The 26,191-nt window shown below is 71.5% G+C and carries 24 protein-coding genes; 11 read left to right on the forward strand and 13 right to left on the reverse strand.

Annotated features, from left to right (window positions below; genetic code table 11):
- Both ACLJPL_RS25555 and ACLJPL_RS25560 read right to left on the reverse strand, forming a co-directional pair.
- Window positions 1–625: adenosylhomocysteinase (locus ACLJPL_RS25555; protein ID WP_411083277.1), on the reverse strand; the 625-nt coding region annotated here is incomplete at its 3' end.
- Between the two features lie 194 nt (window positions 626–819).
- Entirely contained in the window at window positions 820–2,109 is a 1,290-nt protein-coding gene (locus ACLJPL_RS25560; protein WP_411083278.1) for a nucleotide disphospho-sugar-binding domain-containing protein, read from the reverse strand.
- A gap of 232 nt (window positions 2,110–2,341) precedes the next feature.
- Between ACLJPL_RS25560 and ACLJPL_RS25565 the strand changes: the two genes are divergently transcribed.
- The gene (locus tag ACLJPL_RS25565) at window positions 2,342–3,604 is read left to right on the forward strand and encodes a cytochrome P450 family protein (RefSeq protein WP_411083279.1); all 1,263 of its coding nucleotides are present in this window, start codon (window positions 2,342–2,344) and stop codon (window positions 3,602–3,604) included.
- Window positions 3,605–3,681: 77 nt separating this feature from the next.
- On the opposite strand, the gene ACLJPL_RS25570 is transcribed toward ACLJPL_RS25565, so the two are convergent.
- Window positions 3,682–4,899, reverse strand: coding sequence for a cytochrome P450 family protein (locus ACLJPL_RS25570; protein WP_411083280.1), 1,218 nt, complete (start codon window positions 4,897–4,899; stop codon window positions 3,682–3,684).
- Window positions 4,900–5,106: 207 nt separating this feature from the next.
- On the opposite strand from ACLJPL_RS25570, the gene ACLJPL_RS25575 reads away from it, so the two are divergent.
- Entirely contained in the window at window positions 5,107–5,604 is a 498-nt protein-coding gene (locus ACLJPL_RS25575; protein WP_411083281.1) for a VOC family protein, read from the forward strand.
- Window positions 5,605–5,731: 127 nt separating this feature from the next.
- Here ACLJPL_RS25575 and ACLJPL_RS25580 read toward each other — a convergent pair whose 3' ends face one another.
- Together ACLJPL_RS25580 and ACLJPL_RS25585 are read right to left on the reverse strand one after the other, a co-directional pair.
- On the reverse strand, window positions 5,732–6,754 hold the full coding sequence (locus ACLJPL_RS25580; RefSeq protein WP_411083282.1) for a methyltransferase: 1,023 nt from the start codon (window positions 6,752–6,754) through the stop codon (window positions 5,732–5,734).
- Between the two features lie 146 nt (window positions 6,755–6,900).
- A complete protein-coding gene (locus tag ACLJPL_RS25585; protein WP_411083283.1) occupies window positions 6,901–7,281 on the reverse strand; it encodes a hypothetical protein in 381 nt (126 codons plus the stop codon).
- A 164-nt stretch (window positions 7,282–7,445) separates the two neighbouring features.
- On the opposite strand from ACLJPL_RS25585, the gene ACLJPL_RS25590 reads away from it, so the two are divergent.
- The 4 genes from ACLJPL_RS25590 (at window position 7,446) to ACLJPL_RS25605 (ending at window position 11,480) form a co-directional block, all read left to right on the forward strand.
- Window positions 7,446–8,435, forward strand: coding sequence for a Gfo/Idh/MocA family protein (locus ACLJPL_RS25590; protein ID WP_411083284.1), 990 nt, complete (start codon window positions 7,446–7,448; stop codon window positions 8,433–8,435).
- A gap of 62 nt (window positions 8,436–8,497) precedes the next feature.
- A complete protein-coding gene (locus tag ACLJPL_RS25595) occupies window positions 8,498–9,541 on the forward strand; it encodes a methyltransferase (RefSeq protein ID WP_411083285.1) in 1,044 nt (347 codons plus the stop codon).
- 56 nt (window positions 9,542–9,597) lie between these two features.
- Complete coding sequence (locus tag ACLJPL_RS25600) at window positions 9,598–10,620, forward strand: methyltransferase (protein WP_411083286.1); 1,023 nt, start codon at window positions 9,598–9,600, stop codon at window positions 10,618–10,620.
- 137 nt (window positions 10,621–10,757) lie between these two features.
- Complete coding sequence (locus ACLJPL_RS25605; RefSeq protein ID WP_411083287.1) at window positions 10,758–11,480, forward strand: SDR family oxidoreductase; 723 nt, start codon at window positions 10,758–10,760, stop codon at window positions 11,478–11,480.
- 92 nt (window positions 11,481–11,572) lie between these two features.
- On the opposite strand, the gene ACLJPL_RS25610 is transcribed toward ACLJPL_RS25605, so the two are convergent.
- The 3 genes from ACLJPL_RS25610 to ACLJPL_RS25620 all read right to left on the reverse strand — a co-directional run bounded on the left by ACLJPL_RS25610 (window position 11,573) and on the right by ACLJPL_RS25620 (window position 16,045).
- Window positions 11,573–13,243 carry an MFS transporter gene (locus ACLJPL_RS25610; protein WP_411083288.1) on the reverse strand — a complete coding sequence of 557 codons (1,671 nt, stop codon included), beginning with the start codon at window positions 13,241–13,243 and terminating at the stop codon, window positions 11,573–11,575.
- A 306-nt stretch (window positions 13,244–13,549) separates the two neighbouring features.
- Complete coding sequence (locus ACLJPL_RS25615; protein WP_411083289.1) at window positions 13,550–14,716, reverse strand: winged helix DNA-binding domain-containing protein; 1,167 nt, start codon at window positions 14,714–14,716, stop codon at window positions 13,550–13,552.
- A 141-nt stretch (window positions 14,717–14,857) separates the two neighbouring features.
- Entirely contained in the window at window positions 14,858–16,045 is a 1,188-nt protein-coding gene (locus ACLJPL_RS25620; RefSeq protein WP_411083290.1) for an acyltransferase family protein, read from the reverse strand.
- 326 nt (window positions 16,046–16,371) lie between these two features.
- Here ACLJPL_RS25620 and ACLJPL_RS25625 point away from each other — a divergent pair, with 326 nt between their 5' ends.
- Window positions 16,372–16,968, forward strand: a complete 597-nt coding sequence (locus ACLJPL_RS25625) for a dTDP-4-dehydrorhamnose 3,5-epimerase family protein (protein WP_411083291.1) — start codon at window positions 16,372–16,374, stop codon at window positions 16,966–16,968.
- Complete coding sequence (locus ACLJPL_RS25630) at window positions 16,965–17,915, forward strand: NAD-dependent epimerase/dehydratase family protein (RefSeq protein ID WP_411083292.1); 951 nt, start codon at window positions 16,965–16,967, stop codon at window positions 17,913–17,915. Before ACLJPL_RS25625 ends, ACLJPL_RS25630 begins: the two co-directional genes overlap by 4 nt.
- 51 nt (window positions 17,916–17,966) lie before the next feature.
- On the opposite strand, the gene ACLJPL_RS25635 is transcribed toward ACLJPL_RS25630, so the two are convergent.
- The 4 genes from ACLJPL_RS25635 to ACLJPL_RS25650 form a co-directional block, all read right to left on the reverse strand.
- Complete coding sequence (locus ACLJPL_RS25635; protein ID WP_411083293.1) at window positions 17,967–19,079, reverse strand: winged helix DNA-binding domain-containing protein; 1,113 nt, start codon at window positions 19,077–19,079, stop codon at window positions 17,967–17,969.
- Window positions 19,033–20,469 carry an NDP-hexose 2,3-dehydratase family protein gene (locus tag ACLJPL_RS25640; protein ID WP_411083294.1) on the reverse strand — a complete coding sequence of 479 codons (1,437 nt, stop codon included), beginning with the start codon at window positions 20,467–20,469 and terminating at the stop codon, window positions 19,033–19,035. The genes ACLJPL_RS25635 and ACLJPL_RS25640 overlap by 47 nt, the downstream gene beginning before the upstream one ends.
- 53 nt (window positions 20,470–20,522) lie before the next feature.
- Window positions 20,523–21,053, reverse strand: coding sequence for a nuclear transport factor 2 family protein (locus ACLJPL_RS25645; RefSeq protein ID WP_411083295.1), 531 nt, complete (start codon window positions 21,051–21,053; stop codon window positions 20,523–20,525).
- 313 nt (window positions 21,054–21,366) lie between these two features.
- Window positions 21,367–22,482, reverse strand: coding sequence for a DUF4157 domain-containing protein (locus tag ACLJPL_RS25650; RefSeq protein ID WP_411083296.1), 1,116 nt, complete (start codon window positions 22,480–22,482; stop codon window positions 21,367–21,369).
- Between the two features lie 543 nt (window positions 22,483–23,025).
- Between ACLJPL_RS25650 and ACLJPL_RS25655 the strand changes: the two genes are divergently transcribed.
- Entirely contained in the window at window positions 23,026–23,892 is an 867-nt protein-coding gene (locus ACLJPL_RS25655; RefSeq protein WP_411083297.1) for an oxaloacetate decarboxylase, read from the forward strand.
- Between the two features lie 89 nt (window positions 23,893–23,981).
- Here ACLJPL_RS25655 and ACLJPL_RS25660 read toward each other — a convergent pair whose 3' ends face one another.
- A complete protein-coding gene (locus ACLJPL_RS25660) occupies window positions 23,982–24,470 on the reverse strand; it encodes a MarR family winged helix-turn-helix transcriptional regulator (protein ID WP_411083298.1) in 489 nt (162 codons plus the stop codon).
- Window positions 24,471–24,582: 112 nt separating this feature from the next.
- Between ACLJPL_RS25660 and ACLJPL_RS25665 the strand changes: the two genes are divergently transcribed.
- A complete protein-coding gene (locus tag ACLJPL_RS25665) occupies window positions 24,583–24,993 on the forward strand; it encodes an organic hydroperoxide resistance protein (RefSeq protein WP_411083299.1) in 411 nt (136 codons plus the stop codon).
- A gap of 233 nt (window positions 24,994–25,226) precedes the next feature.
- Complete coding sequence (locus tag ACLJPL_RS25670) at window positions 25,227–25,943, forward strand: ATP nucleotide 3'-pyrophosphokinase (RefSeq protein WP_411083300.1); 717 nt, start codon at window positions 25,227–25,229, stop codon at window positions 25,941–25,943.
- Window positions 25,944–26,191: the final 248 nt, after the last annotated feature.

Raw genomic sequence — 26,191 nt, forward strand, 5'->3', positions numbered from 1 at the left:
TCTCCTCCGTCACGCCGCGGATCTCGGACGCCAGCTGGGTCCACTTCTGCGGGGCCTCACCGAGGGTGCGGTTCAGCAGGGTGAGGATGTGCGCGTACTCCTCACTGTCCGCCGTCGACGGATCCGGGGCCGTACCGGCCTTCTCGAACTCGACGCCCTTGTGGACCAGGAGAGTGGCGTCGCCACCGTCGTCCAGGATCATGTTCGGGCCGCCGGTGGGGGTGTTCGGCCAGGTCAGCGCCTGCTCCGTGCACCACCAGTACTCCTCCAGCGTCTCGCCCTTCCAGGCGAAGACCGGAACGCCCGCCGGGGCCTCCGGGGTGCCGTTCGGGCCGACGGCGATGGCCGCGGCGGCGTGGTCCTGGGTGGAGAAGATGTTGCAGGAGGCCCAGCGCACATCGGCGCCGAGGGCGACGAGGGTCTCGATGAGCACGGCGGTCTGCACGGTCATGTGCAGCGATCCGGTGATCCGGGCGCCGGCCAGCGGCTGGGTGGCGGCGAACTCCCTGCGGATCGACATCAGGCCGGGCATCTCGTGCTCGGCGAGAGTGATCTCCTTACGGCCGAAGGCGGCGAGAGAAAGGTCGGCGACCTTGAAGTCCTGGCGGTTGGTAGCCGTCGTCATAACGGGCTGCTCCTCGCTGATGAGGGGGTGGCGGGGCTGGTCCGGACTCGGTGGCCCTGCGTCTCAGCGGGCCGGTGAGCCGCCGCCGGGACGCCGAGGTGCGCGGACCGGGTGCGACCGGTCCGCGCGGCGTGGTGAGTGTCGGCGTGCAGGCTTGAGCGGCTCTGGGTCGGGAGCGGAGCACCGGTGAACCCTCAGCCCCGGTCCCGGTGGTGTGCGACGAGGTCCTCCAGCAGCGGCACGGTGTCGTGGGGGCTCGGCATCGCCAGCCAGTCGGCGTGCACCCGGCGGGCCCCCTCCCGGAAGGAGGGCTCCTCCAGGAGTCGCAGGAGCTGGGCGCGCATCTCCTGGGCGGACAGGTGCACCGGGTGCGCGTGCAGGCCGGCCCCGTGGCGCACCACGTACTCGGCGTTGGGGGCGTACGCGATGCCCCGGTCGTCCACCACGGCGAGCTGGGGCACCTGGTGGGCCACGGCGGCCGAGGTGGTGCCGATGCCGCCGTGGTGGACGATCACCGCGCAGCTCGGAAGGAGCAGGTTCAGCGGGAGGTAGTCGACGGTGCGTACGTTGCCGGGCAGGCGCAGTCCCTGCGTCTGGGCGGCGTCGAGTGTGGCGATCACCTCGATGTCCAGCCCGTCCACCATGTCCAGCAGGGCGGGGATCATCACCTTGTCGTTGGCGAACATCCGCTGGGTGACTCCCAGCGACAGGGCCACGCGCGGGCGGGTGGGGGCCGCACGCAGCCAGTCGGGGACCTCCGAGGAGCCCGTGTAGGGGACGCGTCGCAGCGGTACGGTGCGGGCCCTGCTGGGCAGCCGCATGTCCGGCGGGTTCGGGTCCAGGGTGAACTGCCCGAGGACCAGGGTGTCGTCGACCTCGACGCCGTGGCGTTCGGCGGAGGCCCGTACGGTCTCGGTGACCGGGTGGTCGAGGCCGGCCGCCGCCAGGTCGTCGCGGTGCTCGTGGCTGCGGAGGTCGGCCCAGCCGAGGAAGTCGCCGCCCCACAGCAGCCTGCCGTGTGCGGCTCCGCAGGCGGTGGCGGCGACCGCGGCGCCCGGCCAGTTGGGGTCCCACAGGACCAGGTGCGGCTGCCAGGCGCGGGCCGCGTCCACCAGGTCGTCCACTCCGCCCCAGCCCGAGGTCCCGGCGGCGTCGGCCGGGTGGAAGACGCGGGAGGAGGCCAGCGTGTAGGTGCTCAGCGTGTCCCAGATGTCGGCCTCGCGGACGGGGTCGACGGCGAGCGCCTTCGCCAGCCGGTCGCGGTGGTCCTCGGAGAGGATGGCGTCGCCCACGGTGGTGGGCGATGCGATGGTTTCGGGCGTGCCGAGGGGAACGGCGGTCAGTCCCGCTCCCGTGACCGCCGGGGTGAGGGAGGGGTGCGAGGCGATCCGGACCTCGTGCCCGGCGCCCTGAAGCGCGTGGGCCAGGGGGAGGGCGGGGTAGAGATGTGACGTCAGGGGCCACACAACGATCATCACGCGCATGGGTTGCTCCTCCGTGTGCTGGGCCGGGGTGATCCCCAGGGGCGGGTTTCGGCCCCCGCACCGCAGGGCGGGTCGCGACGGTGCGGCGGCAGGCTCACACCCGCGGGTCGAGGGCGGCTCGAGGCGGGGGCCGGTGGGCGGCGGCCGGCTCATGTGCGTCCCGCGGGGTCTGCCGCCTCCGGCATGAGTCGTTCCTGAGCGCCGATCGAGTGGGCTCCCCTACCTTTCGGCCATGACGCAGACCGAAGCAGAAGCGACGCCGGCACCCCGTGTCCACGAAGCCCCTGCCGGGACGGAGATCATCGCCGACCTGACCGGGGCCGACCCCGCGTTCACCGCGAACCCCTATCCGTACTTCGCAAAGCTGCGGGCGCTCGGACCCGTCCACCGCGCCCGGGTCATGGACGGCAGGATCGGCTGGCTGATCGTGGATCCCCACGAGGCGCGGGCCATGATGAAGGACCGGCGGTTCAGCACGGACGCGCGCTACCTGACCGCCTGGCCCGACATGGGCCGCAGCGCGATCGGCACCAACATGCTGCAGGCCGATCCGCCCGACCACACCCGGCTGCGCAGGCTGGTCGCCAAGGAGTTCACCCCGCGGCGCATCGAGGCGCTGCGGCCCCGGATCCAGGAGATCACCGACGAACTCCTGGACGCCATGGTGCCGGCGGGGCGCGCCGACCTGGTGAGGTCGTTCAGCCTCCAGTTGCCGCTGGCCGTCATCTGCGAGCTCTTCGGCGTACCGGAGAAGGACCGTGAGGACTTCCACCGCTGGTCGAGCGAGATGTCGGCGCCGCCGTCCCAGGAGGCCGGGCAAGCGGCCGGCGAGGCCATGGCCGGATACCTGGGGAGCCTCATCGCCGGCAAGCGGGCCGACAACGGGAACGATCTGCTGGGCGATCTGGTGCGCACGACCGACGCCGGCGACCGGCTGACGGACCAGGAACTGTTCGGTATGGCCTTCCTGTTGCTCGTGGCCGGGCACGAGACCACGAACAACCTGATCGCCAGCGCGGTGGCGACCCTGCTGCGGCACCCCGAGCAGCTCGCCGCCCTGCGGGCGGACTACTCCCTCCTCGACAGCGCGATCGAGGAGACGATGCGCTACGAGGGGCCGGTGGAGGTGTCGGCCTTCCGGTACACCACCGAAACCGTCGTCATCGGGGGCACGGAGATACCCGCCGGCGAGGTGGTCATGTCCGGGCTCGCCTCCGCGTCGCGCGACCCGGAGCGGTTCTCCGATCCCGAGAGCTTCAACATCCTGCGGGACCCGCGCGAGCTTCGCGGTCACATCGGGTTCGGGCACGGCATCCATGCCTGCATCGGCGCCCCGCTGGCCAAGCTGGAGGCGGGCATCGCGCTGCGTTCGCTCCTGGAGCGCTGCCCCGGCCTCGCCCTGGACATCGACCCCGAGCAGTTCGCCTGGCGTCCGCCGACGCTCTTCCTCCGCAGCCTGGAGCGGTTGCCCGTCCGGTTCGGCACGGATCGCTGAGCACGGCGAACGGCGCCCCGGCCCCTGCGAGGGGACGGGGCGCCGTCGTGCGCGGTGGGCGGAGCGGGCGGGCGGGGTCAGCCGGCCGGTACGGTGGCGCGGACGCGCACCGGGAGGTCGGTCAGACCGCGCATCATGACGCTGGGGTGCCACTTGAGGGCGCCCGGGTCGATGTCCAGGGTGAGGTCGGGGCAGCGCTCCAGCAGGGCGCGCACCGCGGCCCTGGCCTCCACGCGCGCCAGCGGGGCCCCGAAGCAGGCGTGGATGCCGTGCCCGAAGGCCAGGTGGCCGCCGGCGTCGCGGCGGATGTCGAAGCGGGAGGCGTCGGGGAAGCGTTCCGGGTCCTGGTTGGCCGGTGTGTTGCCGATCAGCACCAGTTCGCCGCCGCCCGGAATGACCACTCCCCCGATGTCCACGGCGGCCGTGGTGAAGCGGTGCAGCGATGTGCCGGTCGGCCCGCTGTAGCGCAGCATCTCCTCCACCGCACCCTCCAGCAGGGAGAAGTCGGCCCGCAGGTCGGCCAGTTGGTCGGGGTGGCGCAGCAGGGCCAGCATGCCGTTGGCGATGAGCCCGGTCGTCGTCTCCTGGCCGGCGATGAGCAGGAGGACCGCCATGCCGACCAGCTCTTCGGTGGACAGCGTGTCCTCGTCCTCGCCGCTCGTCTGGACCAGGGCGCTGAGCAGGTCGTCGCCCGGCCGCTCGCGTTTGTCCTCCAGGAGCGCCGTCAGATAGCCCACCAGTTCGCCCATGGCGGTCTGTGCTCCGCCGTCGCCGAGGCGCTTGGTGATTTCGGTGGACCAGGCGTGGAACTTGCCCCGGTCGTCGAACGGGACGCCGAGCAGTTCGCAGATGACCGTCGCGGGCAGCGGATAGGCGAAGTCGGTGACGAGGTCGGCGGTGCCCTCGGGGCGGGCCAGCATCGCGTCGATCAGCTCATGGGTGATCTGCTCGACGCGGCCTTCGAGGGCGCGGATGCGCCGAGGGGTGAACTCCTTCACGACCAGCTTGCGCAGGCGGGTGTGCCGGGGCGGGTCGGACATGAGCATGTTCGGGGTGTCGGCCACGAGGTCGGTGAGATCCGCGTCCTTCGCGTTGCGCATGTCGTTGGAGAGGCGGGGGTCGGCCAGTGCCGCCCGCGCGGCCTCGTACCCGACGACCAGCCAGGCGGTGAAGCCCTCCGGCAGCAGCACCCGGTGGACCGGTCCCCTGGCGCGGAGCTCGGCGTAGACGGGATGCGGATCGCGGGCGAAGTCCTCTCCGAGCGCCGCCAGATCGATGATGTCCTCTTCGCTCATTTCGCAACCCCTCACACGGAAATCCTCATGTCCTCGCACGCTAGGAGGGGTTGCTGGAGGCCCGGTCGGTCTGCGGTCAAGCCGAGAGAGGGGAACAGACGCCCCCCGGGTGAAACCTCGGCGGGACATGCGGTAACCGCGCTTCGGCCTCCCCGTCCGCGCCTAGCGTGGGCGGAGCACGGCACATTTCACGCGAGGAGGAACGGTATGGACGTCAAGGCGATCCCCGACGGCTACACCGCAGTGACGCCCTGGATCATCTCGGCCGATGCCGCCCGGCTCATCGACTACCTGAAGGAAGCCTTCGGCGGCGAGGAGCTGAGCCGTCTGGTGGGGGCGGGCGGGCGGATCGAGCACGCGGAGGTCCGGATCGGGGACGCGGTGGTGATGATGTTCGACCGGCACGCGCCGCACTGGCCGGCGACCCCGGCGTTCCTGCGCCTGTTCGTCGAGGACGCCGACGCCGTGCACCGGCGGGCCGTCGAGGCGGGCGGCACCTCGGTGACCGAGGTGACCGAGCTGTTCTTCGGGGACCGGGTCGGACGGGTCCGTGACCCGCTGGGCAATCTGTGGTGGATCCAGACGCACGTGCAGGACGTGGGTCCCGAGGAGCAGCGGCGCCGGATGTCGGATCCCCGGTTCGTGGAAGCGATGGAGTACGTCCAGAACGCCGAGTTCTTCCCCAAGGCCCCGGTCGGCGGCTGATCCGGCCCCGCGGTCCAGATGGCGCCCCTGCCGGCAGGTGGCGCCCGCGCTCAGGGCCCTGGCCGTCCCGCCCTGCCGGTCCCGCCCGGCCCGTCCCGCCCCGGCGAGGGCGGGAGCGGCGCCCCGGTCAGGTGGCGACCGCCTCGATGACGGACATCAGGCCGGGGGTCGGCACGATCCGGTCGATGGTGAACCCGCCCTTGCCGAGGATCTCCTCGAAGTCCTTCCCGGTGCGTTCCTTGCCGTCGTGGATGACCATCATCATCGCGTCGATGGTCTTGCTCGCGTCGGGTTCGTTGCCGCTGGGGATGACCGGGTCGACGACCAGCAGGCGGCTTCCCTCGCCCATGCCCCGGCGCACCGACTCCAGGATCCGCAGGCAGTCCTCGTCGCTCCAGTCGTGCAGTACCGACTTCAGGAGGTAGTAGTCGTAGCCGGCGGGCACGCTCGTGAAGAAGTCACCGGCCTCGGTGCTCCAGCGGCCGGACAGCTCGGGCACGTCGAGGCGGTGCTCGGCGAGGACCGACTCCTGGTCGTACAGGGTGCCGGTGATGCCGGGGTTGGCGGTGAGCACGCCGCGCAGCAGGTCGCCCCGTCCGCCGCCGACGTCCAGCACCTTCGCGCCGGCGGGGAAGGCGTAGGTGGAGGTGATCTGGTCGATCCACTGCCGGGAGAACCCCGCGGTCCCGGAGTTGAACAGGGTGGCGAGCTCGGGGACCGTCTGGAGGTAGGGGAAGAACTGCGCGCCGTACAGGTCGTCGAAGACGGTGTGGCCGGTGCGGACGGTCTCGTGCAGTCTGCCCATGGGCTTCCAGTAGAGCTCCTCGTTGCCCAGCATCAGGAAGCTGTCGTGGAGGGAGGAGGGCACGCCCGGGCGGAGCAGTTCGGCCATCGGGGTCAGGTGGAACCGGCCGTGGGCGTCCTCCCGGAAGACCTCCCGCGTCGCCAGGTAGCGCAGGACGCGGTGCAGATGGGGTCCGCTCACTCCGGTCAGCTCGGCCAGCTCCGACGAGGTGCGGGGGCCGTCGACGAGGTGGTCGGCCACGCCGAAGCGGGTCACCGCGTAGAGGCAGGCGGTGTAGAGGTAGCCGTTCATGTGCTCCGAGAGCGTCTTGCTCAGTTCGTTCACGTCGGGCTGGACGGAAGTCATCGTGTGTCTCCAGTGTCGGGGACGTCGGGAGTGGGCCCGCGGTCGGTCGCGGCCACCTTGGGTTCACCGGCATGAGCGGCGGCACAGAGCCGCTCGCGCACCGCATGAGACGTGTGGCCCCGGCCGCGCACCGGTGCCGGGGCGGGTCAGTGGCGGGTGCCGCGCGCTGTGACCGCGGCCTCCTCCAGGAGGCGGTCCTGCGCGTCGTAGACGTGGGAGTCTCCGGTGCTGGTGAAGGTGTCGCCGTCCAGGACGACCTGCTGCTCGATGTCCACCCACCCGGTGTACGTGCCGTCCTCCTCGAACACGAGCTCCGCGATCCGGAAGGTGAACCGGTTGTCGCCCGTCGCCTCCCAGCGGCCCGCGCCCACGCACCCGGGACGCGGGCCGCGCAGGAGCAGCGCCGCGCCGGTCTCGGTGAAGCGCAGAATGCTGGTGTAGGTCCCGCGCGTCAGGAACAGTTCCTCCTTCCAGGTGCCGACCGGTGTCCGGACCGCGGCCCTGGGGCCGGTGGCCGTCTCGCTCATCGCGTCTCCTCTCGCTCGGTGCGCCGCAAGGGTGGCGTCACTCTCGGCCCTACGGCTCGACAGTCGCTCGAGCTGCGGTCCTGCGGCGCGCGGGACAAAGGACCCGGGCCCCGGTACGAGGGCACCTCCGCACCTCCGCACCTCCGCAGCGAGAAGGAGCCGTCTTGGCCGCCGACCAGCAGACCGCCCCCGTCCGTATCGGCGTGCTGGGCTGCGCCGACATCGCCAGACGCCGGATGCTCCCCGCCTTCGCCGCGTCCCCCCGTGTCCGGGTCGCGGCGGTGGCCAGCCGGAGTGGCTCGCGGGCCCGGGAGACCGCCGGCCTCTACGGCTGCCGTGCCGTAGAGGGCTATGAGGCGCTGCTGCGCGACGAGGGCGTCGACGCCGTCTACGTACCGCTGCCGGCCGCGCTGCACGCGCGGTGGGCGGAGGCGGCCCTGCTGGCGGGCAAGCACGTGCTGGCCGAGAAGCCGCTGGCGGACGGGGTGCGGGAGACGGACCGGCTGTTGCGGATCGCGGCCGGACGCCGGCTGGCGCTGATGGAGAACGTGATGTTCCCCCAGCACAGCCAGCACGAGGTGGTCAGGAAGCTGCTCGCGGACGGCGCGATCGGCGAACTGCGCTCCTTGCAGGCCGCGTTCGCGATTCCCGAACTGCCGCGTGAGGACATCCGGTACCGGCCGGAGCTGGGGGGCGGCGCGCTGAGGGACACCGGCGTCTACCCGGTGGGGGCCGCCGTCCACTTCCTGGGGACCGGGCTGCGGGTGGTGGGCGCGCACCTGGCCCGGACCCCGGGGCACCGGGTGGACACGGCGGGGGCCGTGCTCCTGAGCACCCCCGGCGGGGTCACCGCCCATCTGTCCTTCGGTCTGGCCCACGCCTACCGCAGCGGTTACGAGCTCTGGGGCAGCACCGGGCGCATCACCGTCGACCGGGCCTTCACGCCTCCCGCGGACCTCGTCCCCGAGATCCGCGTCGAGAACGCGTGCGGTGTCAGGACGGTCGGGGCGACAGCCGACGACCAGGTGGCCAACACCGTGGAGCGGTTCTGCGACGCCGTCCGCTCCGGGTGGGCCCCCTCGGGCGCGCTGCGCGAACGGGCACGGCTCCTGGAGGCCGTACGGAGGATGCAGCACGCCTCGAGCGGAGGTTGAGGCCGCTCCTGCACGGTGGCTTCGACAGAGCAGTACCGGTGCCACCCGAAGGGGACGAGGCGATGACCGACACGGCAAGCGAGCTGGACCCGCCGACATCGGCGGAGGTGCCTGCGGAGGCGGCCCTGATGCCGCTGCTGATGGGGGGATTCGTCACTCAGGCCATCAGTGTGGTGGCGCGCCTGGGGGTGGCGGACGTGCTCGCCGGGGGGCCTCGGCCGGTGGAGGAGATCGCCGCCGAGGTCGACGCGCACGCCCCGAGCCTGTACCGGGTGCTGCGGGTCGTGGCGGACTTCGGGGTGCTGGCCGAACTGCCGGGCCGCCGCTTCGCCCTCACGCCGCAGGGCGAACTGCTGCGCGGTGACCGCTCGCCGTCGCTGCGGGGCCTCGCGACGCACTTCGGCTCGCACTTCCACCGGGCGGCCTGGAGCCACCTCCTGGAGAGCGTGCGCTCGGGCGAGCCGGCCTTCGTCCTGGCCCACGGGGAGCCGCAGTTCGACTATTACCGCACCCATCCGGAGGATGCGGCGGTCTTCGACGGCGCGATGACCTCCGTCGCCTCGGCCATCTACGCCACCCTCGGCGCCTACGACTTCGGCAGGTTCGGCACGGTCGCCGACATCGGCGGCGGCAACGGGGCCTATCTGGCCGGCATCCTGTCCTCCCACCCGGGCCTCCGGGGCATCCTGCTCGACCTGCCGGACGTGGTCGAGCGTGCGCACCCGGTGCTGGCGGGCGCGGGCGTCGCGGACCGCTGCGAGGTGGTCGGCGGGTCGTTCTTCGAGAAGGTCCCCGCCGGGGCCGACGCGTACGTCCTGACGGCGGTCGTCCACGACTGGGACGACGACCGCTCGGTGGAGATCCTGCGCAACGTACGGGCGGCGATGCCCGATCACGCCACCGTCCTGCTGGGCGAGCCCGTGGTGCCGGACGGGCCGGAGCCGTCCGTCGCCAAACTCCTGGACCTGGAGACGCTGGTGGGCACCACAGGCCGCCAGCGCACCCGGTCGGAGTTCGAGGAGCTGCTGGAGCGGTCCGGTCTGCGTCTGACCCGGGTCATCGACAGCTCGGGCCCCGACAGTCTCGTGGAAGCCGTGGCCCGCTGATGACGGCGACCCTCGGCGACCACGGTCCCCACACCACCAAGGAGGGCGAGCGGCCCATGGACAGCACACTCGAACTGGACGGCAGCCTGCGGCTCCTCGAACTCGGCGACGGCCTCATCTACGCCGCCGCGCTGCATCTGGCGGCCGAGCTGAAGGTGGCCGACCTGCTGGCCGAGGAGCCCCGGTCGGCGGTCGAGCTGGCCGGTCCCGCGGGGGTGCACGCGCCGAGCCTGCACCGGCTCCTGCGCACCCTCGCGGGCTGCGGAGTGTTCAACGAGGACTCCGCGGGCCGTTTCTCGCTGACCGAGACCGGCCGGCGGCTGCGTTCGGACCACCCGCTGTCGGTGCGCACGACACTCGCCCAGCAGGGCCGGCTGACCGCCCGGACATTCCAGTACGCGCAGCACGCGCTGCGTACGGGAGAGGGCACGTTCACCAAGGCGTTCGGGCAGCCCGTCTGGGAGTACCTCAAGGAACACCCGGAGGAGGGCGCCGACTTCGACACCGCGATGCACGAGCACAGCAGGGTGGAGCGCGCGGCGATCGTCAAGGCGTACGACTTCGCCGGGTCGGGCCGGATCGTGGACGTGGGCGGCGGGGACGGCACCCTGCTCGCCACCGTGCTGGAGGCGTGCCCCGGGGAGAGCGGCGTGCTGTTCGACCTTCCGCACGTGGTCGAGCGCAACCGCATCGCGGACACCGGGATCGAGGACCGCTGCGAGGTCGTCGGCGGGGACATCTTCGGCGAGATCCCCGCCGGTGGGGACCTGTACACGATGAAGTCGGTGCTGCACGGCTGGACGGACGGGGAGGTCGTCTCGATCCTGGGCGGCATCCGCAGGGCCATGAAGGCGGACGCCAGGCTGCTGCTGATCGAGCGGGTCATCCCCGGCGGCGACGCACCGCACCCCAGCAAGGCGTTCGACCTGGCCATGCTGGTCATGGCCGGGGGCCAGGAGCGCACGCAGGAGGAGTACGTGGGGCTGCTCGCCGAGGCCGGGTTCCAGGTGGAGCGCGTCATCGGCACGGAGTCGTCCCTGAGCATCGTCGAGGCCCAGCCCCGTGGGGCCGCCGTCTGACGGTGGAACGGGTACGCGGGAGGGGCCACCGGCAACGGCGGCCCCTCCCGCGTACCGCGTTCCGCCGGGCTTGGGACGAGGCGTTCCACCGAGCTGGGGACGAGCCGGGCCCGAGCGCCCCGTGTCAGTCTCCCCGTATGACTGCCACAGTGAAGACTGCCCTGATCACCGGCGCCAACAAGGGCATCGGCTACGAGACCGCCCGCGGGCTGGGCGAACTGGGGATGCGCGTCCTGGTCGGCGCCCGGGACGCGGCCCGCGGCGAGGCGGCCGTGAAGACCCTGCGCGCGGGGGGCGTCGACGCGCACCATGTGCCGCTGGACGTCACGTGCCAGGACTCCGTGCGGGCCGCGGTGCACCAGGTCGAGGAGCGGTGGGGGCGTCTCGACATCCTGGTCAACAACGCCGGCATCAATGTGGAGTGGCCGGCCGCGCAACCAAGCGATGTGTCGCTCGACGCGCTGCGGACCACCTTCGAGACCAACGTCTACGGTCTCGTGGCGGTCACCAACGCGTTCCTCCCCCTGCTTCGCCGGTCCCCGGCCGGCCGGATCGTCAACGTCTCCAGCGAGATGGGCATTCCGGCCTGGCTCGAAGGGTCCGAGATGCCCGCCATCACCGGCTACTCCGTGTCGAAAGCAGCGGTGAACATGCTGACCGTGCTGTACGCGAACGAGCTGCGGGGCACGTCCGTCAAGGTCAACGCCTGCTCGCCGGGTTTCGTCGTCACCGACATCAACCACGGCGTGGGACAGCTGACGGCGGCGGAGGGCGCGGCCGTCGAGATCCGGGTGGCCACGCTCGACTCAGGCGGGCCGACCGGGGCGTTCGTCAACGACGGTGGCCGGATGCCCTGGTGATCCCAGCGGGCCCGGCATGAGCCACGGCCGCGGCCCCCGGCCTCTTGGGGGGCGGGGGCCCGCGGCCGTGTTCTCGGGCGGGTGTGCTCGGTTCAGCCGGTGTGGTGTTCGGCGACGGGCCGGGACGCGGCCTCCGGGGCGCGGGGTCCTGGGGCGGACGCGGAGACCGCCTCGGGGACGGGCGCCGTGTCGGGGACGGAGACCGCTTCGGGGGCGGGGGCCGCCTCAGGGTCGGGAGTCACGTCAGTCCCGGGGGCCGCCGCGTCCGCCGTGGAGTCGTCGCCGGGCCCAGCGGGCTCGGGAGCGGCGAACTGCGCCTGCGCCGCCTTGGGCAGGGTGAACATCAGCAAGAAGGCCAGCACCATGCCGCCGATCACCCACCACAGCGAGTGGGTGAAGGCGCCCACGAACGGAGCGCCGTCCGAGGCGGACTCGGAGCCCAGGTCCTTGGCGACGTTGAAGAACGCCACCGAGGTCAGGCCGAGGCCGAGGGACAGGCCGAGCTGGTTGACCGTGTTGACCAGGCCCGACGCGGAGCCGGCGTGCTCGCCGGGCACCTGCGAGAGCACCGCGCTCGTCAGCGGGGCCATGATCATGCCCATGCCCGCACCGGCGATGATGAGCGGCACGATCAGATGTGCGGGGGTGATGTCGACGCCGTAACGGTCCGCCTGCCAGCCGTAGAGCGACAGACCGACGATCAGCAGGAGCGCACCGCCCTGGAGCACCTTGCGGCCGAACCTGGGCACCAGCTTCTGGAGGGAGCCGAGGGCCGAGACCGCCATGGTCACGCCGAAGACCAGACTGGTCAGGGCGGCGCGCAGCGGCGTCCAGCCCAGGCCGACCTGCATGTAGAGGGCCCCGGCCAGGGAGAAGAGCCCGAAGGACGTGCCGAAGATCAGCTGCACCGAGATGCCGCCCGAGAAGCTTCTGATGTTGAAGAGCGACAGCTCGACGAGGGGGAAGGCCCGGCGGCGGATCCGAGAGCGCTGCTGGAGGAGGAACAGCACGAAGACGAGCAGGCTCGCGGTCATGGACGACACGGTCCACAGGGGCCAGCCCAGTTCCTGACCGCGGGTGAGCGGATACAGCAGCATCAGCAGGCCGAGGGTCGCCAGGGCGACCCCCGCGAGGTCGAGCCGTGGAGCCGAGGGCGCCTTCGACTCGGTGAGGTAGCGCCTGCCGAGGATCAGGCCGGCGATGCCCAGGGGGACGTTGACGAGGAAGATCGGACGCCACTCCAGGCCGAACAGGTTCCACTCCGTGAGCAGCGCGCCGACGATGGGTCCGGAGACCGCGCCGATGCTGCAGACGACGCCGAACATGCCGAAAGCCTTGCCCATCTCGTGCGGCGGGAAGGTGACCTGCATGATCGCGAGGACCTGAGGCACCATCAGGGCGGCCGTGAGCCCCTGGAAGACACGGCTGGCGACCAGCATGTCGGGCCCCAGGGCGATCCCGGAGAGTGCCGAGGCGACGGTGAACCCGACCACGGCGATCAGGAAGATCCTCTTGCGCCCGAAGATGTCCCCGAGCCGGCCGCCCGTGATGAGTCCGACGGCGAAGGAGAGCGTGTACCCCGCGGTGATCCACTGGACGGCCGTGTCGGAGGCGCCGATGTCCCGCTGGATGGTCGGGATGGCGATGTTGATGATCGTGGCGTCGAGCAGGTCCAGCAGCGTCGCGGTCAGCAACACGGCCAGGGCTACCCAGCGCCGGGGGTCGGCAACGGGGGGTGCCGCTGCTTCACTGGCGGAGCTCATGGGCCTCTTCGCCTTTCCGGTGAGAGGGGACGAATGTCTTCGCGAGTCTCCGGCAGGAGCCTTGAGGGACACTCGTGTCGCACCGGAAGCGGCTGATCCGGTCCAGGGCCCGCCCGGTGTGCGCCGTGCGCTGATCCGGTTCAGGTCCCGCCCGCCGTACCGAGCACTGATCCGATCCAGGCCCCGCCCGGCGTACCGAGCACTGATCCGGTTCAGGCCCCGCCCGCCGGACCCTGCCGCGGACGCGAAGCCCGGCTCACCCTGTGGTCCGGGCCGCGCCCGCCGGTCCGCACGTGCCTCGGGCCCTCACGCGTGGGCGCCCGTGGTCACCGTTCCGACGACGAGCTCGGGCCTGCCCTCGAGAATCACCCCGACACGCTCGACCTCCTCGTCGAGCCGGCGCAGCGCGGAGGCGTCGAGCGGCGACAGCGGCTCCACCGTGATGTGGATCCGGCGGCCCGAACGCCGCTGGTGCCACACGCCCGCGACGGCGCCGTCGATCAGGAGCACCGGATAGTTGCCGGCCTGGCCGCTGGGGACCAGGGCGCGCTCGGCGGCCCTGCCCGGGTAGAGGAGTTCACGAGGCCGGCCGGCGACCACGTAGGCGTCGAAGTAGGGCAGCAGGCGCAGGCCGCGGGGCGGTGTGGAGGGCATCGCGGTGTCCCCCGCGTTCACCCAGGCCGTCGTGTCCCCGAACCGCACCCGTTCCGTCGCCCCCTCCAGGGAGTGGAACAGCTCGGTGGCCCAGCCGCGCGGAATGTTCAGCCACTGGGCGAAGTGCTGCGGCGTCGCGGGCCCGTAGGCGTGCAGGTACCGGTGGACCAACTGCGCCTGTGCCACCGCGCCCTCCGCGGGCCGGAAGCCGGGGAGGAACCGCTGCGGGTTGGTGTAGGTCACCTTGCGGCCCCGGTTGGGCCCGAAGCACAGGACGCCCCGGTGACCGGCCAGGGTCATGGCCTGCCGCCAGCGTGGCCACAGGCCCTGGAAGGCGGGCATGACGAGGTCGCCGGCCCACGGTCCGGTCGCCTCGACGACGGCCTCGCTGAGCTCGTCGATGGTCAGTTCCGCCGACGCCAGCACCTGCCCCACGGCCGCGACGACCTCGTCGGTCTGATCCGGCGTCATCCGCACGTCGGCCGCGAAGGGGCTGGCGGTCCCCGGCATCGAGCCCAGAGCGCCGATCCACATGGGCAGGTCGGCGGTCGGCAGCAGATGCACCGTGCCCCGAGGCCCGTGCATCTTCACCAGCGTCCGGTGCTCCCACAGCGCGGCCCGGACGTCGTTGCGGGTGGCGTCCTGGAGGCGCATCGCGATGGAGAGCTCGGCCCCCGAGAGGACCTGGGCGTGCGCGCCGCACAGGGCGGCGACGGTCTCGGCGGGGCCGGCCGTCTTGGACGGGGCCGAAAGGGCACTCCTGTCCAGTCGCCGGGCGGACACCTCGGGCCACGACAGGACGGGGGCGACGGACTCCATAACACTCCTCAGTGCTCCACCGACGCGGCGCCGGGCGATAGGACCTTCCTACCCAGCGCGGCTCGCGTGCCGCTCGAGCGCGGTGCCGCCGGCACCGCCCGGCCGGGCGGTGCCGGGGTTGTCGGCCCGTGGGCCGGGGGGTCAGGGCGCGGAGGCCGGGGCTCGCACGGGCTCTTCCGCCCCGCGTACGGGAACCGGCGCGGGTTCGGGAGTCCTCGCCGCGGCGGACCGGCTCCAGCGGCGCATGGCCGGGTTCTCGACCAGGACGTGCAGCAGCCAGGCGAGTACGAGGCTGATCACCAGGGTCCAGCCGGCGAGGGCGAGGGCCGCCCCCACGCTGAGCGGCTTCGCCCAGTTCTCGGGGTGGATGGCGCCGATGGGCCCGTAGGAGACCACCAGGAAGTGCACCATGTAGAAGGCGTACGAGATCTCTCCCAGCCAGATGGCCGCCTTGTTGTCGAACAGGGTGCGCCGGCCGCGCACGTCGGCCGTCGCCACCGCCGCGATCACGAGAGCCAGCGGAAGCGCGGTGGGGGCCACCGAGCTGTACACCCCGGGCAGGTAGGCGCCGCCCACGAACGCGGCGGCCGCGAGCAGCAGGGCGGTTGCGGGCCTGAGCCCTGTCCAGCGCTTGTTGAGGACCACCAGGGCCATCAGGATGCCGAGGACGAACTCCAGCAGCCGGGTGCCGGGGAAGTAGTACGTGAACCAGGTCGCCCACCAGGAGTCCGTCGTCAGCGGCATGTAGGGCTCGGCGGGCAGCAGTTGGGCCAGGAGCGGGATCGCGAGGATGCCGGCGGTCGTGGCCGCCACCCAGCCCCACAGCCGCTGCGCCTTGATGCGTCTGGCCAGGACGAGGAGCCAGGGGAACGCGAGGTAGAAGAGCAGCTCGCAGGCCAGCGACCAACTGGGGGTGTTGGAGCCGTAGTTCAGGATGACGTCCTGCAACGGTATCCAGCCCTGGACGAGAAGGAGGGTGGGTCCTGTGTTGGCGAAGGTCACCGCGACACCGGCTGCGAGCATGAGGATCACGGCGGCGGCCAGGGTGACGAGGTGGCTGGGGAAGATCTTCACCAGACGCCGCCGCCAGAAGCTTCGCCTGCTGTCGTCCGGGCGGGCCACCCAGGTGAGGATGAAGCCGCTGAGCACGAAGAAGAACGACACCCCCGTGGGTCCGGCGGAGTCGAAGAAGCGCTGGTACTCGGCCGGCCGGCCGCTCTCCAGGCGTGGGAGAAGACTGGTTCCCGTGTGGCACAGGAACACCATCAGGGCCGCGACGAACCGCAGGCCGGTCAGTGAGGGCAGCCTGGACTGCTCATTGGTTCGCAAGGGGGTGAATCGAGCCGTTCCCATGGGCGCTCCTCGGCCAAGTCGTTGAGAAGCCGAAAAATGCGCGCCCCGCGTGGAGGACGGCTCGCGCGCCCGTGGAGGCCGCTGCGCCCGCCCCGGGGCCTATCGGCACTCGACAGGGGTTCAAGTCCTGGCTGCGAGGGTGATGCGGCCGGGCGGCCCCTTCGCCGCACACGCGCGCAGGGCGACGGCCGCGTCCGCAGCCGGGCCGGTCGCAGGCGGGCGGCGGCCGTCGCTGCGCCGGCGCCCGCACGGTCCACGGCGTGCGGACTTGTCCGAACCTGTCCCAAGGATGGTGGTCAGCCATGCGTACGCGTGAACTCGCCGTGAGCGGCGCCTTCGAGTTCACCCCCGAGGTCCACGCCGATCCCCGGGGCCTGTTCGTCTCCCCGTTGCAGGAAGCCTCCTTCCTCGCGGCGGTCGGTCACCCCTTCCCCGTGGCGCAGACCAACCACAGCCGGTCCGCTCGGGGGGTGCTGCGCGGCATCCACTTCACCACCGCTCCCCCGGGCCAGGCCAAGTACGTCCACTGCGCCCGCGGCCGGGCCCTCGACGTGGTCGTCGATCTCCGCCTGGGCTCCCCGACGTTCGGCGCCTGGGACGGCATCGAGATGGACGAGGACACCTGTCGGGCGGGTTACTACCCCCAGGGGGTGGGGCATGCCTTCCTCGCCCTGGAGGACGACACGGTCATGTCGTACCTGGTGTCCACCGGCTACCGCGCCGAACTGGAGCAGGCCATCTCGCCGCTGGACGCCGATCTCGCCCTTCCCTGGCCCCAGGACGTCGGTCTGCTCCTCTCCGAGCGCGACCGGCTCGCGCCCGATCTCGCCGCGGCCGCCGACCTGGGACTGCTGCCCCGCTACGCGGACTGCGTCCGCGACCGGAGGAGGACACCTTGACGGCCCATCCGCCTCATCGGGTCGCGGTCCTGGGAGGAACCGGCTGCGTGGGCCGGCATGTCTGTGCCGCGTTCGCGGAACGGGGTGCGCGAGTCGTCGCGATCGCCCGTCGCGAGGTCCCGCAGCCGCCCGGCCACCGGTTCCTGTCCCTGGACGTCGGCCGCACCACCGCGAGCGAGCTGGCCTCGGTACTGGCCGAGGAGGGCGTGGACACGGTGGTGAACGCCACCCTGGGCTGGGGCGGGAGCGAGGAGGAGATGACCCGGGCCAACCTGCGCCCGGTGGAGCGCCTGCTCGCCGCGCTGAGGCTGCTTCCCGGCTCCGTGCGGCTCCTTCAACTGGGCAGCGTCCACGAGTACGGTCCGCTCCCCCGGGGCGCCGCCACCGGCGAGGACGTGACGCCTGATCCGGTCTCGCTCTACGGGCGGTCCAAGCTCGCCGCCTCGCGACTCGTACTCGACGCGGTGCGACGCGGCGAGTGCCGGGGCACGGTGCTGCGGATGACGAACACCATCGGGCCCCACCCCTCGATGGAGACCTTCCTCGGCTCGCTGGCCGTCCGGCTGCGCCAGGCCGATCCGGCCGAGGGCCTCGACATAACGGTGGCGCCGGCGCGCCGCGACTACGTCGACGTCCGGGACGCGGCCGCCGCGGTCTGCGACGCCGCCGCTCTCGAGGTTCCCGAGCCGGTGTTCAACATCGGCAGCGGCCAGGCGGTGGACATCCAGGAGCTGGTCCGCACCCTGGTGGCCATCAGCGGTCTGCCGCCGGAGTCGGTCCGGATGCGCCGGGCCGAGGTGCGGAGCCAGAGTCCCGGCGCGGACTGGGTCGAAGTGGACGCCTCACTCGCCCGGCGGCGGCTGGGCTGGCAGCCCCGGTACAGCCTGCCCGAGTCCCTGCGGGCGATGTGGGACACCGTCGGCGGGCAGGCCGCCGAGAAGGTGTGAGACGGTCCGTGGCCCGTACGGGGCGAGCCCCTGTGCGGGCCGCGGGCGGTCTCACTCGATCACGACCGGCGGCCTCGGTTCGGCCGCTCCCTCCACTACGCGGCCGGTGACCGGTTCCGCCAGGAAGTCGAGCAGCAGTTCGGCCTCCTGCCGTGTTTCGTCGGCCTCCCGTGAGGTCAGGGGCCGATAGGGCGTGACCTGTACGCCGCCGTCCGCCCGCAGTGACCAGATCCCCCTGACGAAGCCGTCGACGAGGAAGACGGGCCGCACCTCGCTGCCGGTGATCACCCGTTGCCGGTCCTCGTCGGCGATCACCCGCGTACGGTCGGCATGGCTCAGGATGAGGTTGTCGAAGGCGGGCAGGAAACGCACCGGCGCGGGCCCGTCCGGTTCGGCGATCGGGGCGTCGGGCAGATCGAAGAGCTCCCGGCCCGAGGTGTCCCTGTACGTGCGCAGTCTCGCCCTCATGCCGTCGAGCACCGGCCGCAGCCGGGTCAGCCCGGACCACGCCTGGACATCCATCACGCTCGCCGGACCGTGCGCCGCCAGATACCTCACCACTACGTCCTCGATCCGGGGTTCGGCCTCCAGGGGCCCGCCGATCCACTCCTCGGCGAGGACGAGAGGCGTGGCCGTCCGATCCCCCCAGGTGCCGCTGGGCGGCGGGTGCACATGGGCGACCAGGGACTGCACGGCGTACGTCAGTGCCTGCCGGTCCCGCCCGGGGAAGCGTTCGCAGAGCCGGCGGCCCAGCTGCGGGCGGGTGACTCCCTGGCCGGACATCAGTTCACGCCCGGCTCCGGCGAGGTCCGCGAGGTCGAGACCGGCGATGGCCCGGCCGAAGGCGCCCTGCCGGGCGCGCTTGAGCACCGGCTCCAGCAGGGGCCGCACCGTGCGGAAGTCGTCGGCCAGGATCAGGTGCTGGGTGTTGCGGTGCAGCTTGGAGCGCACGACGAGGCGGTCCTGGAGCAGCGTCGTGAGATCGCCGTGCGCAAAGCGCGCGAGCCGGGACCACAGGCTCAGATACGGGGAGTTGGACTCCTGGCCCTGCAGGCACACGAGGTGCCCCACGGCCTCCAGAGAGGTGGCCGGGCTCCGCCGGAGGAGGAACTGCCGTTCAAGATAGGTGCGGTTGAGGGCGCGCGGGCCGAGCTGTCGAAGCATGTCCGACATCGTCGCCCTGTCCGCTCGACCCGCGCTCGAGCGTGCAGGCCCCGGTGGTGAGCACGGAGAGCAGGCTGCGCGCCTGGACGTTGAGGTAGTGGCTGTGCCGCACCAGACGGCTGAGCAGAGCGGGAGTGACCCACCGGTAGCCGGGCGGCAGAACGTCGGGGACGTCCTCCTCGCCGGCCTCGACCAGCAGGTAGCGGCTCTCGGCGTTGAGGAAGCGTCCCCCCTCCTCGGAATGGACGGCCTCGTAGTGGATCTGCTCGGGACGGGCCCGCAGCACCGCGTCGAGGAACGGGGGCCGGTCGCCCGGCGGCAGCCACGCATGGTTGTCCGGGAGGCACTGGACGGTGGGAGAGAGTTCCACGGTGTTCCGGAAACCGCCCTCGACCCGGGCGTGCACGAGCACCTGCGGGCCCCCGTCGGCCCAGCGGGTCAAGAAGGCGGTGACGCCCAGACCGCGCGGCTCGATCAGCGGCTGGGTCCAGCCGCCCACCTCCCGGCTGCCGGCCTCGACGGACACCGCCACCACGTCGAAGTACCGGCCCCGTTCGTGCTCGACGGCGAAGGGACCCTTCCGCCAGCCCGCCAGGGAGTTCAGGGGGCGCAGTTCGGCACGGACGGTGTGACGGGAGCGCTCCGCGGTGAACCAGGACAGCGCTTCCCTCTCCTCCCTGGCATCCCCGGCGCCGGGCGACGGCAGGCAGGAAAGGACCGTACGGGCATCCATGTTCACCACGTTGTCCGCGCGCAGCAGCTCGCCGATCTGCCCGAGCGTCAGCCAGCGGAAGTTCTCGGCCGGCGGCACCTGGTCACGGGTGAAGACGATCATGTTCCGGTTCCGCTTCCGGTGGAACCAGGACCCGTGCTCGGATTGCAGGACATCGGCCACCACACTGCCGGGGGCGGGCGCCAGGAAGTGATCGAGATAGGGCACGTCCGCTCCGCGGTGCACCTTGGTGTAATTGCTGTAGGTCGCCTGCACGGTGGGCGAGAGCTGGATCAGATTCCGGTTGCCCGGCTCCATCTTGGCCTGCATGAGAAAGTGCGCGACCCCGTCGAATTCCTTGACCAGGATGCCCAGAATTCCCACTTCCGGCTGGTGGATGACGGGTTGTTCCCAGCACCGCACCGGCCCGGAATCCACCGTGACCCGCTGGCCCTCCACACTGAAGAAGCCCCCGCTGCGGTGACGGAGATTCCCGGTTCCCTCGGCGAAGGACCAGCCCTCCAGAGCGGAGAAGGGAATCCGGTCGACACGGAAACGATGCGCCCGCAGACGCTCCGCCAGCCATCCCTCCACGTCACCCGTCCGCGACCAGGACCCACGGGCGGTGTCGACGGCGAAGTGCCCCAGGCTCTCGGCCGGCACCGGGCGAGTGGTCAAGAGAACCTCCACGGCAAGCGGGCCGCCGGGACACGGCTGCCGGAACGGCTCCTTCAGGACGGGTTGTGGATCTTGTCCGCCCAGTTGGGCGAGTCATGGGTGACGAGCCGGGAGCGGGTGTACAACTCCCCCTCGACACCCACCAGGACGTCCTCGACGACGGTGGTCGGCTCGAAACTCACCTTGCCGGCGAAGTCGGTCATGCTCACGATGGCCTGATACCTGACCCGCAGAGCGCCCTCACCCAGCGGCTCGACACGCATCCGGTCGAACCAGTAGCGGTAGACCAGCCCGTCGTAGTACGCGATGTTCTTCTCCCGCGCCTCACGCGCCGACACCTCCTCGACCAAAGGCTGGTCAGGGTCGCCGCGACGCTGCCGCATCTCGGCGAGCAACTGCTCACGCCCCTCGATCCGCCACCCGCCCGGCCGGTGCTCGATCGAACCGTCCTCGGTGAACGTCTCCAGGAACTCCTCCAGCCGCCGCTCCTCAAGAAGCGGCATCTGCCGCGCGTAGAACTGCTGTACCTCGACATACAGCTCGGCGGACACCCGCTGCCCCGTCACCTGCGCTGGCCAACTCACACCGGATCCTTCCCCTCGGGGCACGCCCACCGCATTTCTCGGCGTCACCAGAAACCCCACCATGACAAAAAACACTCGACACACTCTGGAAATACACTCGAACCGCGAACAGGCCGCCAACCCGGCCCCAACGGCGTGCAGCCGTACGGGGCGGCCGGAATGGCCGAAGATCACGGCGCGCGGCATTTTCCATGGGCGGACCGCGAACGCGGTCACGTCACCGGACATCGTCACGCTGAGGATCGACACCGGAGGATCAGTGCCGGAGGATCAACGCCGGAAGATCAATACCGGCCGATCCCGGAGAAGGCTTCTATGACTGATTACGCGTCCTGTCACGCATGGCCGGAATATCCAGGTGCAGGCACGCGGCGAAGTGGACGTCGCCCATTCCCGGCCTCAGAATCGCCGACAGCTGGATGTCGTGGGTGAAGGTGATGGAGCGACCGGCCAGTTGCGGGTCCGTCAGGCCGGCCACCGACACCGTGGCGGCCTGGGTCGGGTCGAGCTGCACGTCGTAGCCGGCGCCGGTGGCGGTGACGGCCACCGGTGATCCGTGAATGTCCAGCCCGCCCGGAGCGTGGATCGTGTAGTCGGGCATGGTGTTGCGCCCGTCGCGGATCCTCTGGGGCAGCAAGTCCTTGTCGCCGGTCTCCACACGGGCCCCGTTGGCGTCGAGGACGGTGTTCCCGTGCATGCAGTACGTGTACAACTTCACGCCCGTGGGCACCCGGAACTCCGCGTTCGCCCGGTCCCACGAGCCGTGGCCGCTGAGGACGACGCCATCGGTGCGGCCCTGCGTGTTGTGCGCCTCCCATTCGTCGGCGGTGCCGGCGTTCACCGTCGGACGAGCGCTCGGCATCCGCTGCACCGTCCCTCCGGGGGTGGCACGGTCGGTGTGCGGGGCGGCGTGCTCGTGAGCGCGCTGGAGCGGCTGGGGCATCGGCTGAGCCATCACCCGCCGTGCGTTCGCCTCCGCCTCGCGCTCGAACCGGTCGGACGGGTCGCTGACCCGGAGACCCGCCCCGTTGTCCGTACCGGCCACGGGCCCCTGACGCTGCTGCACCACGTGCGTCAACTCATGGGCGAGGGTGTGCTTGTCGCCTCCTCCCGCACCGATGACCACGTGACTGCCCGACGTGTAGGCGCGGGCGCCCACACCCTCGGCCGAGGCCCTGGCCCCGGCGCCGTCGTGGATCCGCACGTCGGAGAAGTCGGCGCCGAGCCGCGCCTCCATCTCCGTACGGGTCGAAGGGCTCATCGCCCGGCCGGGACCGCGCAGCACGTCGTGAACGGAGGAGCGCTGGACGGCCGGCCCCTGCTCCTGACCACACCCGGGCCCGTGCTGGTGCTGCTCCTCGGCCGCTCCGCGGTGACCGGCCCGGCGGAGCATGCCCACCACAGCGGTGTTGCCGACACTGGCCTGCAATCCCAGGAGCCCCTCCGGACCACCGGCCGCGGGTCCCGGACGAGCCAGTCGGCGTTCCGGCTGAACGCCCTCCTCGACTTTGCTCTGCTTAGGCATCCGCACCCTCTCCGCGCTCAACCCGCTCCACGTAGAGCGACGTTACCCATCCTCTCGCAACCAGCGGGCGCCTGATCAGCATTCAGCCTTCCCGCCGTCCCGGCCGGAAGCGGTACGCCGGGATCCTCCATGGCTTCCCGCTCGCGCCCCAGTTGACCCCCGCGAAGCCTCAAGCCCGCGGCGCTTCCCGGCAGGCGGCGGGAAGCCGCGTGTCGCCGGGCGATGCCCCCGGGATGCCGGTATATCTGTGCGAGCACTCGCAAAGGGATCATGGATTTCGTCGAGTGCGCACGCCGTCGCCGCATGGCCCCTCGTCGTCCGCCGAGAACCACGCGGCTCTCCGGCATCCCTCGTCGAACCGCGCACGGACCTGTCGGGCCCTATTCCGCTCCGTGCGCGCACCACCCCGCCGGCAGCCGGGTCACGGCCGCAGGCAAGGAGACACATATGCGCTACGGAAGCGCGCTGCGCGAACAGGTGCACACACCCGGAACGACCCCGCTCGTCGGCATCTACGACATGTACTCGGCGTCGGTCGCCGCCCGGCACTACGACGGCTTCTTCGTGTCCGGATTCGGGTTCGCCGCTTCCCATTACGGGATGCCGGACATCGGCTTCATCGCGTGGCCGGACATGGTCGCGTTCGTCGAACGGCTCCGCTCGGCCTTCCCGTCCCACCACCTGCTGGTCGACATCGACGACGGTTACGTCGACCCGGAGGTGGCGTGCCACGTCGTACGGCGACTGGAGCGGATCGGGGCGTCCGGCGTCATTCTGGAGGATCAGAAGCGCCCGCGCCGGTGCGGCCACGCGGACGGCAAAAGGGTGCTGCCGCTGGAGGAGTACCTCGAAAAGCTGAACCTCGTCCTCGAGAGCCGGCGGGATCTCGTGGTCGTGGCCCGCACCGATGCCACCGAGGAGGAGGACATTCTGCGCCGCGCGCAGGCTCTCGCGGAGACTGATGCCGATGTGGTGCTGGTCGACGGGGTGCGGGACGTCGAGTGGATCCGTCGTATCCGGAAAGTCATCAACGACAAACCTCTGCTCTTCAACCAGATCGCGGGCGGTAAGTCGCCGAGGCTCTCGCTCTCCGAACTCACCGACCTGGAATGCCAGGTGGCCATCTACAGCACCCCCTGCCTGTTCGCCGCGCACACCGCCATCGACGCCGCGCTCGGCGAGCTGAAGCGGGCGGACGGGCGTCTCCCGGAGTTCTCGCCCGGCACATCGGTCGGCGTGCGCGCCTCGACCGAGCTGCTGGAGAGGAACATCGGCCGGCGCCAGCGGCCCGCCCCTCGGATCGTCCGCGACTGAGGCGGTTCAGGCCGGGGCGACGACATCACCGCCGGCCGAGAGCCGGGTCCCGGGCCGCCGCTCGCTCCCCCGCTGACGCCTCCGCGTCGTCAACGGGCGTCAGCCGCCTCCCCCAAAGCGGCGGTGACGCGGCCGAGCAGCTCCTGGAGCCCGAGGACCTCCTCCAGGGACAGACCGGTCGCGGCGAGCACCCCCCGGGGGACGGACAGGGCGCGTTCGCGCAGACGTGTGCCGTCATCGGTCGGCTCGACGAGGACGGAGCGTTCGTCCTCCCGGCTGCGTTCCCGCCTGACCAGTCCTGCCGTCTCCAGGCGCTTCAGCAGCGGCGAAAGGGTCCCGGAGTCCAGATGGAGACGCTTCCCGATGGCCGTGACCGACTGGGGGCCCTCCTCCCACAGCACCAGCATGACCAGGTACTGGGAGTAGGTGAGATCGAGGTCCTTCAGCGCTCGCCGGTAGTAGCCGCCGAACGCGCGCGACGCGGCGTGCAGCGAGAAGCAGACCTGGTGGTCGAGGCGCAGCAGTTCCGCGTCGGGTACGGAGGGGAGGTCGGGCGGGGAGCTCGGGACGGAGGGCATGCGACCAGCGTACCGATGACACCATTGAGTTGTGCACAACTTAGTTGTGTGCAATCTTTATATGCGTGGTTGCGGCCGGCCCGGTCGCAGCCCTGACGAGAAGGGTCGCCCCATGGACGCGCTGTACACCGCCGCCGCAACCGCCAACGGCCGCGAGGGCCGGGCCGTGAGCTCGGACGGTCAGATCGACCTGCCCCTCGCCCTGCCCCCGGCGCTCGGCGGCAACGGCAAGGGCACCAACCCCGAGCAGCTCTTCGCGGCCGGGTACGCGGCCTGTTTCGCCAGCGCGATGACGTCGGTCGCCCGCGAGATGAAGGTGGACGCCAAGGACGCCTCCGTGACCGCCGAGGTCTCCATCGGCAAGGACGGCAGCGGCTTCGGGCTCTCGGTCGTCATGCGCGTGGAGCTGCCCGACTCCCTCACGGACGAGGTCGGGCGGCAGTTGGTCGACGCCACCCACGCGTACTGCCCCTACTCCAAGGCCACACGGGGGAACATCGACGTCGAGCTGGTCATCGAGTAGCCGGCCGCCGCCCCGCCGCCCCGCCTTTCGGCCCCGGCCGGGAAAGGCAGGGCGGCGCGCTCCGGGGGACGGCGGTGAACGCGCGGGACAAGGACGGGCCGGAGGCCGTCCGGGTGGAAAGGGCGGGCGGGCCGCCACCGGCCGAGCGCGCCGGGCGTTGATCCACTACGCCAGACCGCCCCCGCGCCAGAAAGACCGGTAGCCGTCGCATGATCAGCGCTCTCCACCCCGCCATGACGCGTACAGCCGTGTGCGCGGCCGTCGTCGCCCTGTCCCTCGGATCCGTCGCCGCCGCGGACGAGCCCGAGGGGTGGAAGGGCGAGGGCGGCCTCGCTCTGAGCCCCGACGACGATGACAAGGTCGACGTCTATCTGGAACGCGCCCGTCAGGCCGAACGCACGATCAGCGTCCAGGTCCGTGCCGCCGCGGCCGTCTCGGGGGCCGAAGTCATCGGCTTCGACCAGCGTCTGAAGTCTCCCGACTCCCTGAAGCGGAAGGTCGCCACCGCGCTCGTGGACGCCCCGGGCCGGAACGTCGACACCGTCCTGGCCGGCATCACGGACACCGTGCGCTACACCCTCCAGTGGGAGGACACCGTCTACACATCCGGCGTCACCACGGTCTCCCACACCCTCGCGGCCTGGGGCAACGACAGCACCAAGTGGTCCAACACCTGGGGGCGCGCCAAGGGTTACAAGGCGTTGAACACGGGCTGGCGAGCCCCTCGCTCCGGGCAGCTGTTCGAGATCCAGTTCCACACGCCGGCGAGCAAGCACGCCCAGGAGGCGACGCACCGGCTGTACGAGGAGCAGCGGCTCCCCTCCACCAGCCCCGAGCGCAAGGAACGCCTCCAGCGGGAGCAGGACGCGATCTTCGGCGCCGTCCCCGTCCCGGCGGGCGCCGACTCCCTCACGGCCCCGCTCCCCCGGCCCCTGCCCGTCCCGGCGTAGGACGCGGACCCGGTCCCCGGCGCTCTCACCGGGGGACCAGGCCGCCGGTCCCCTCCCTCCGGAGGAGGGGACCGGCTCAGGCCCTCAGCTTGTTCTTTGTCCAACGGTCTGATGGCGGCCAGTCCGGATTCCCTGCGGACAGACCGTTGAGACGTCACGCTCCGTGGAGCAACACCTGGGCCTCGGAGACCGCTCACCCGACAGGGGGAGGGGAGGTCATTCCGGCGGCTGACGTCAGCCCGCCACGA

The organism is Streptomyces sp. cmx-18-6, assembly GCF_046548915.1.
Classification (GTDB): domain Bacteria; phylum Actinomycetota; class Actinomycetes; order Streptomycetales; family Streptomycetaceae; genus Streptomyces.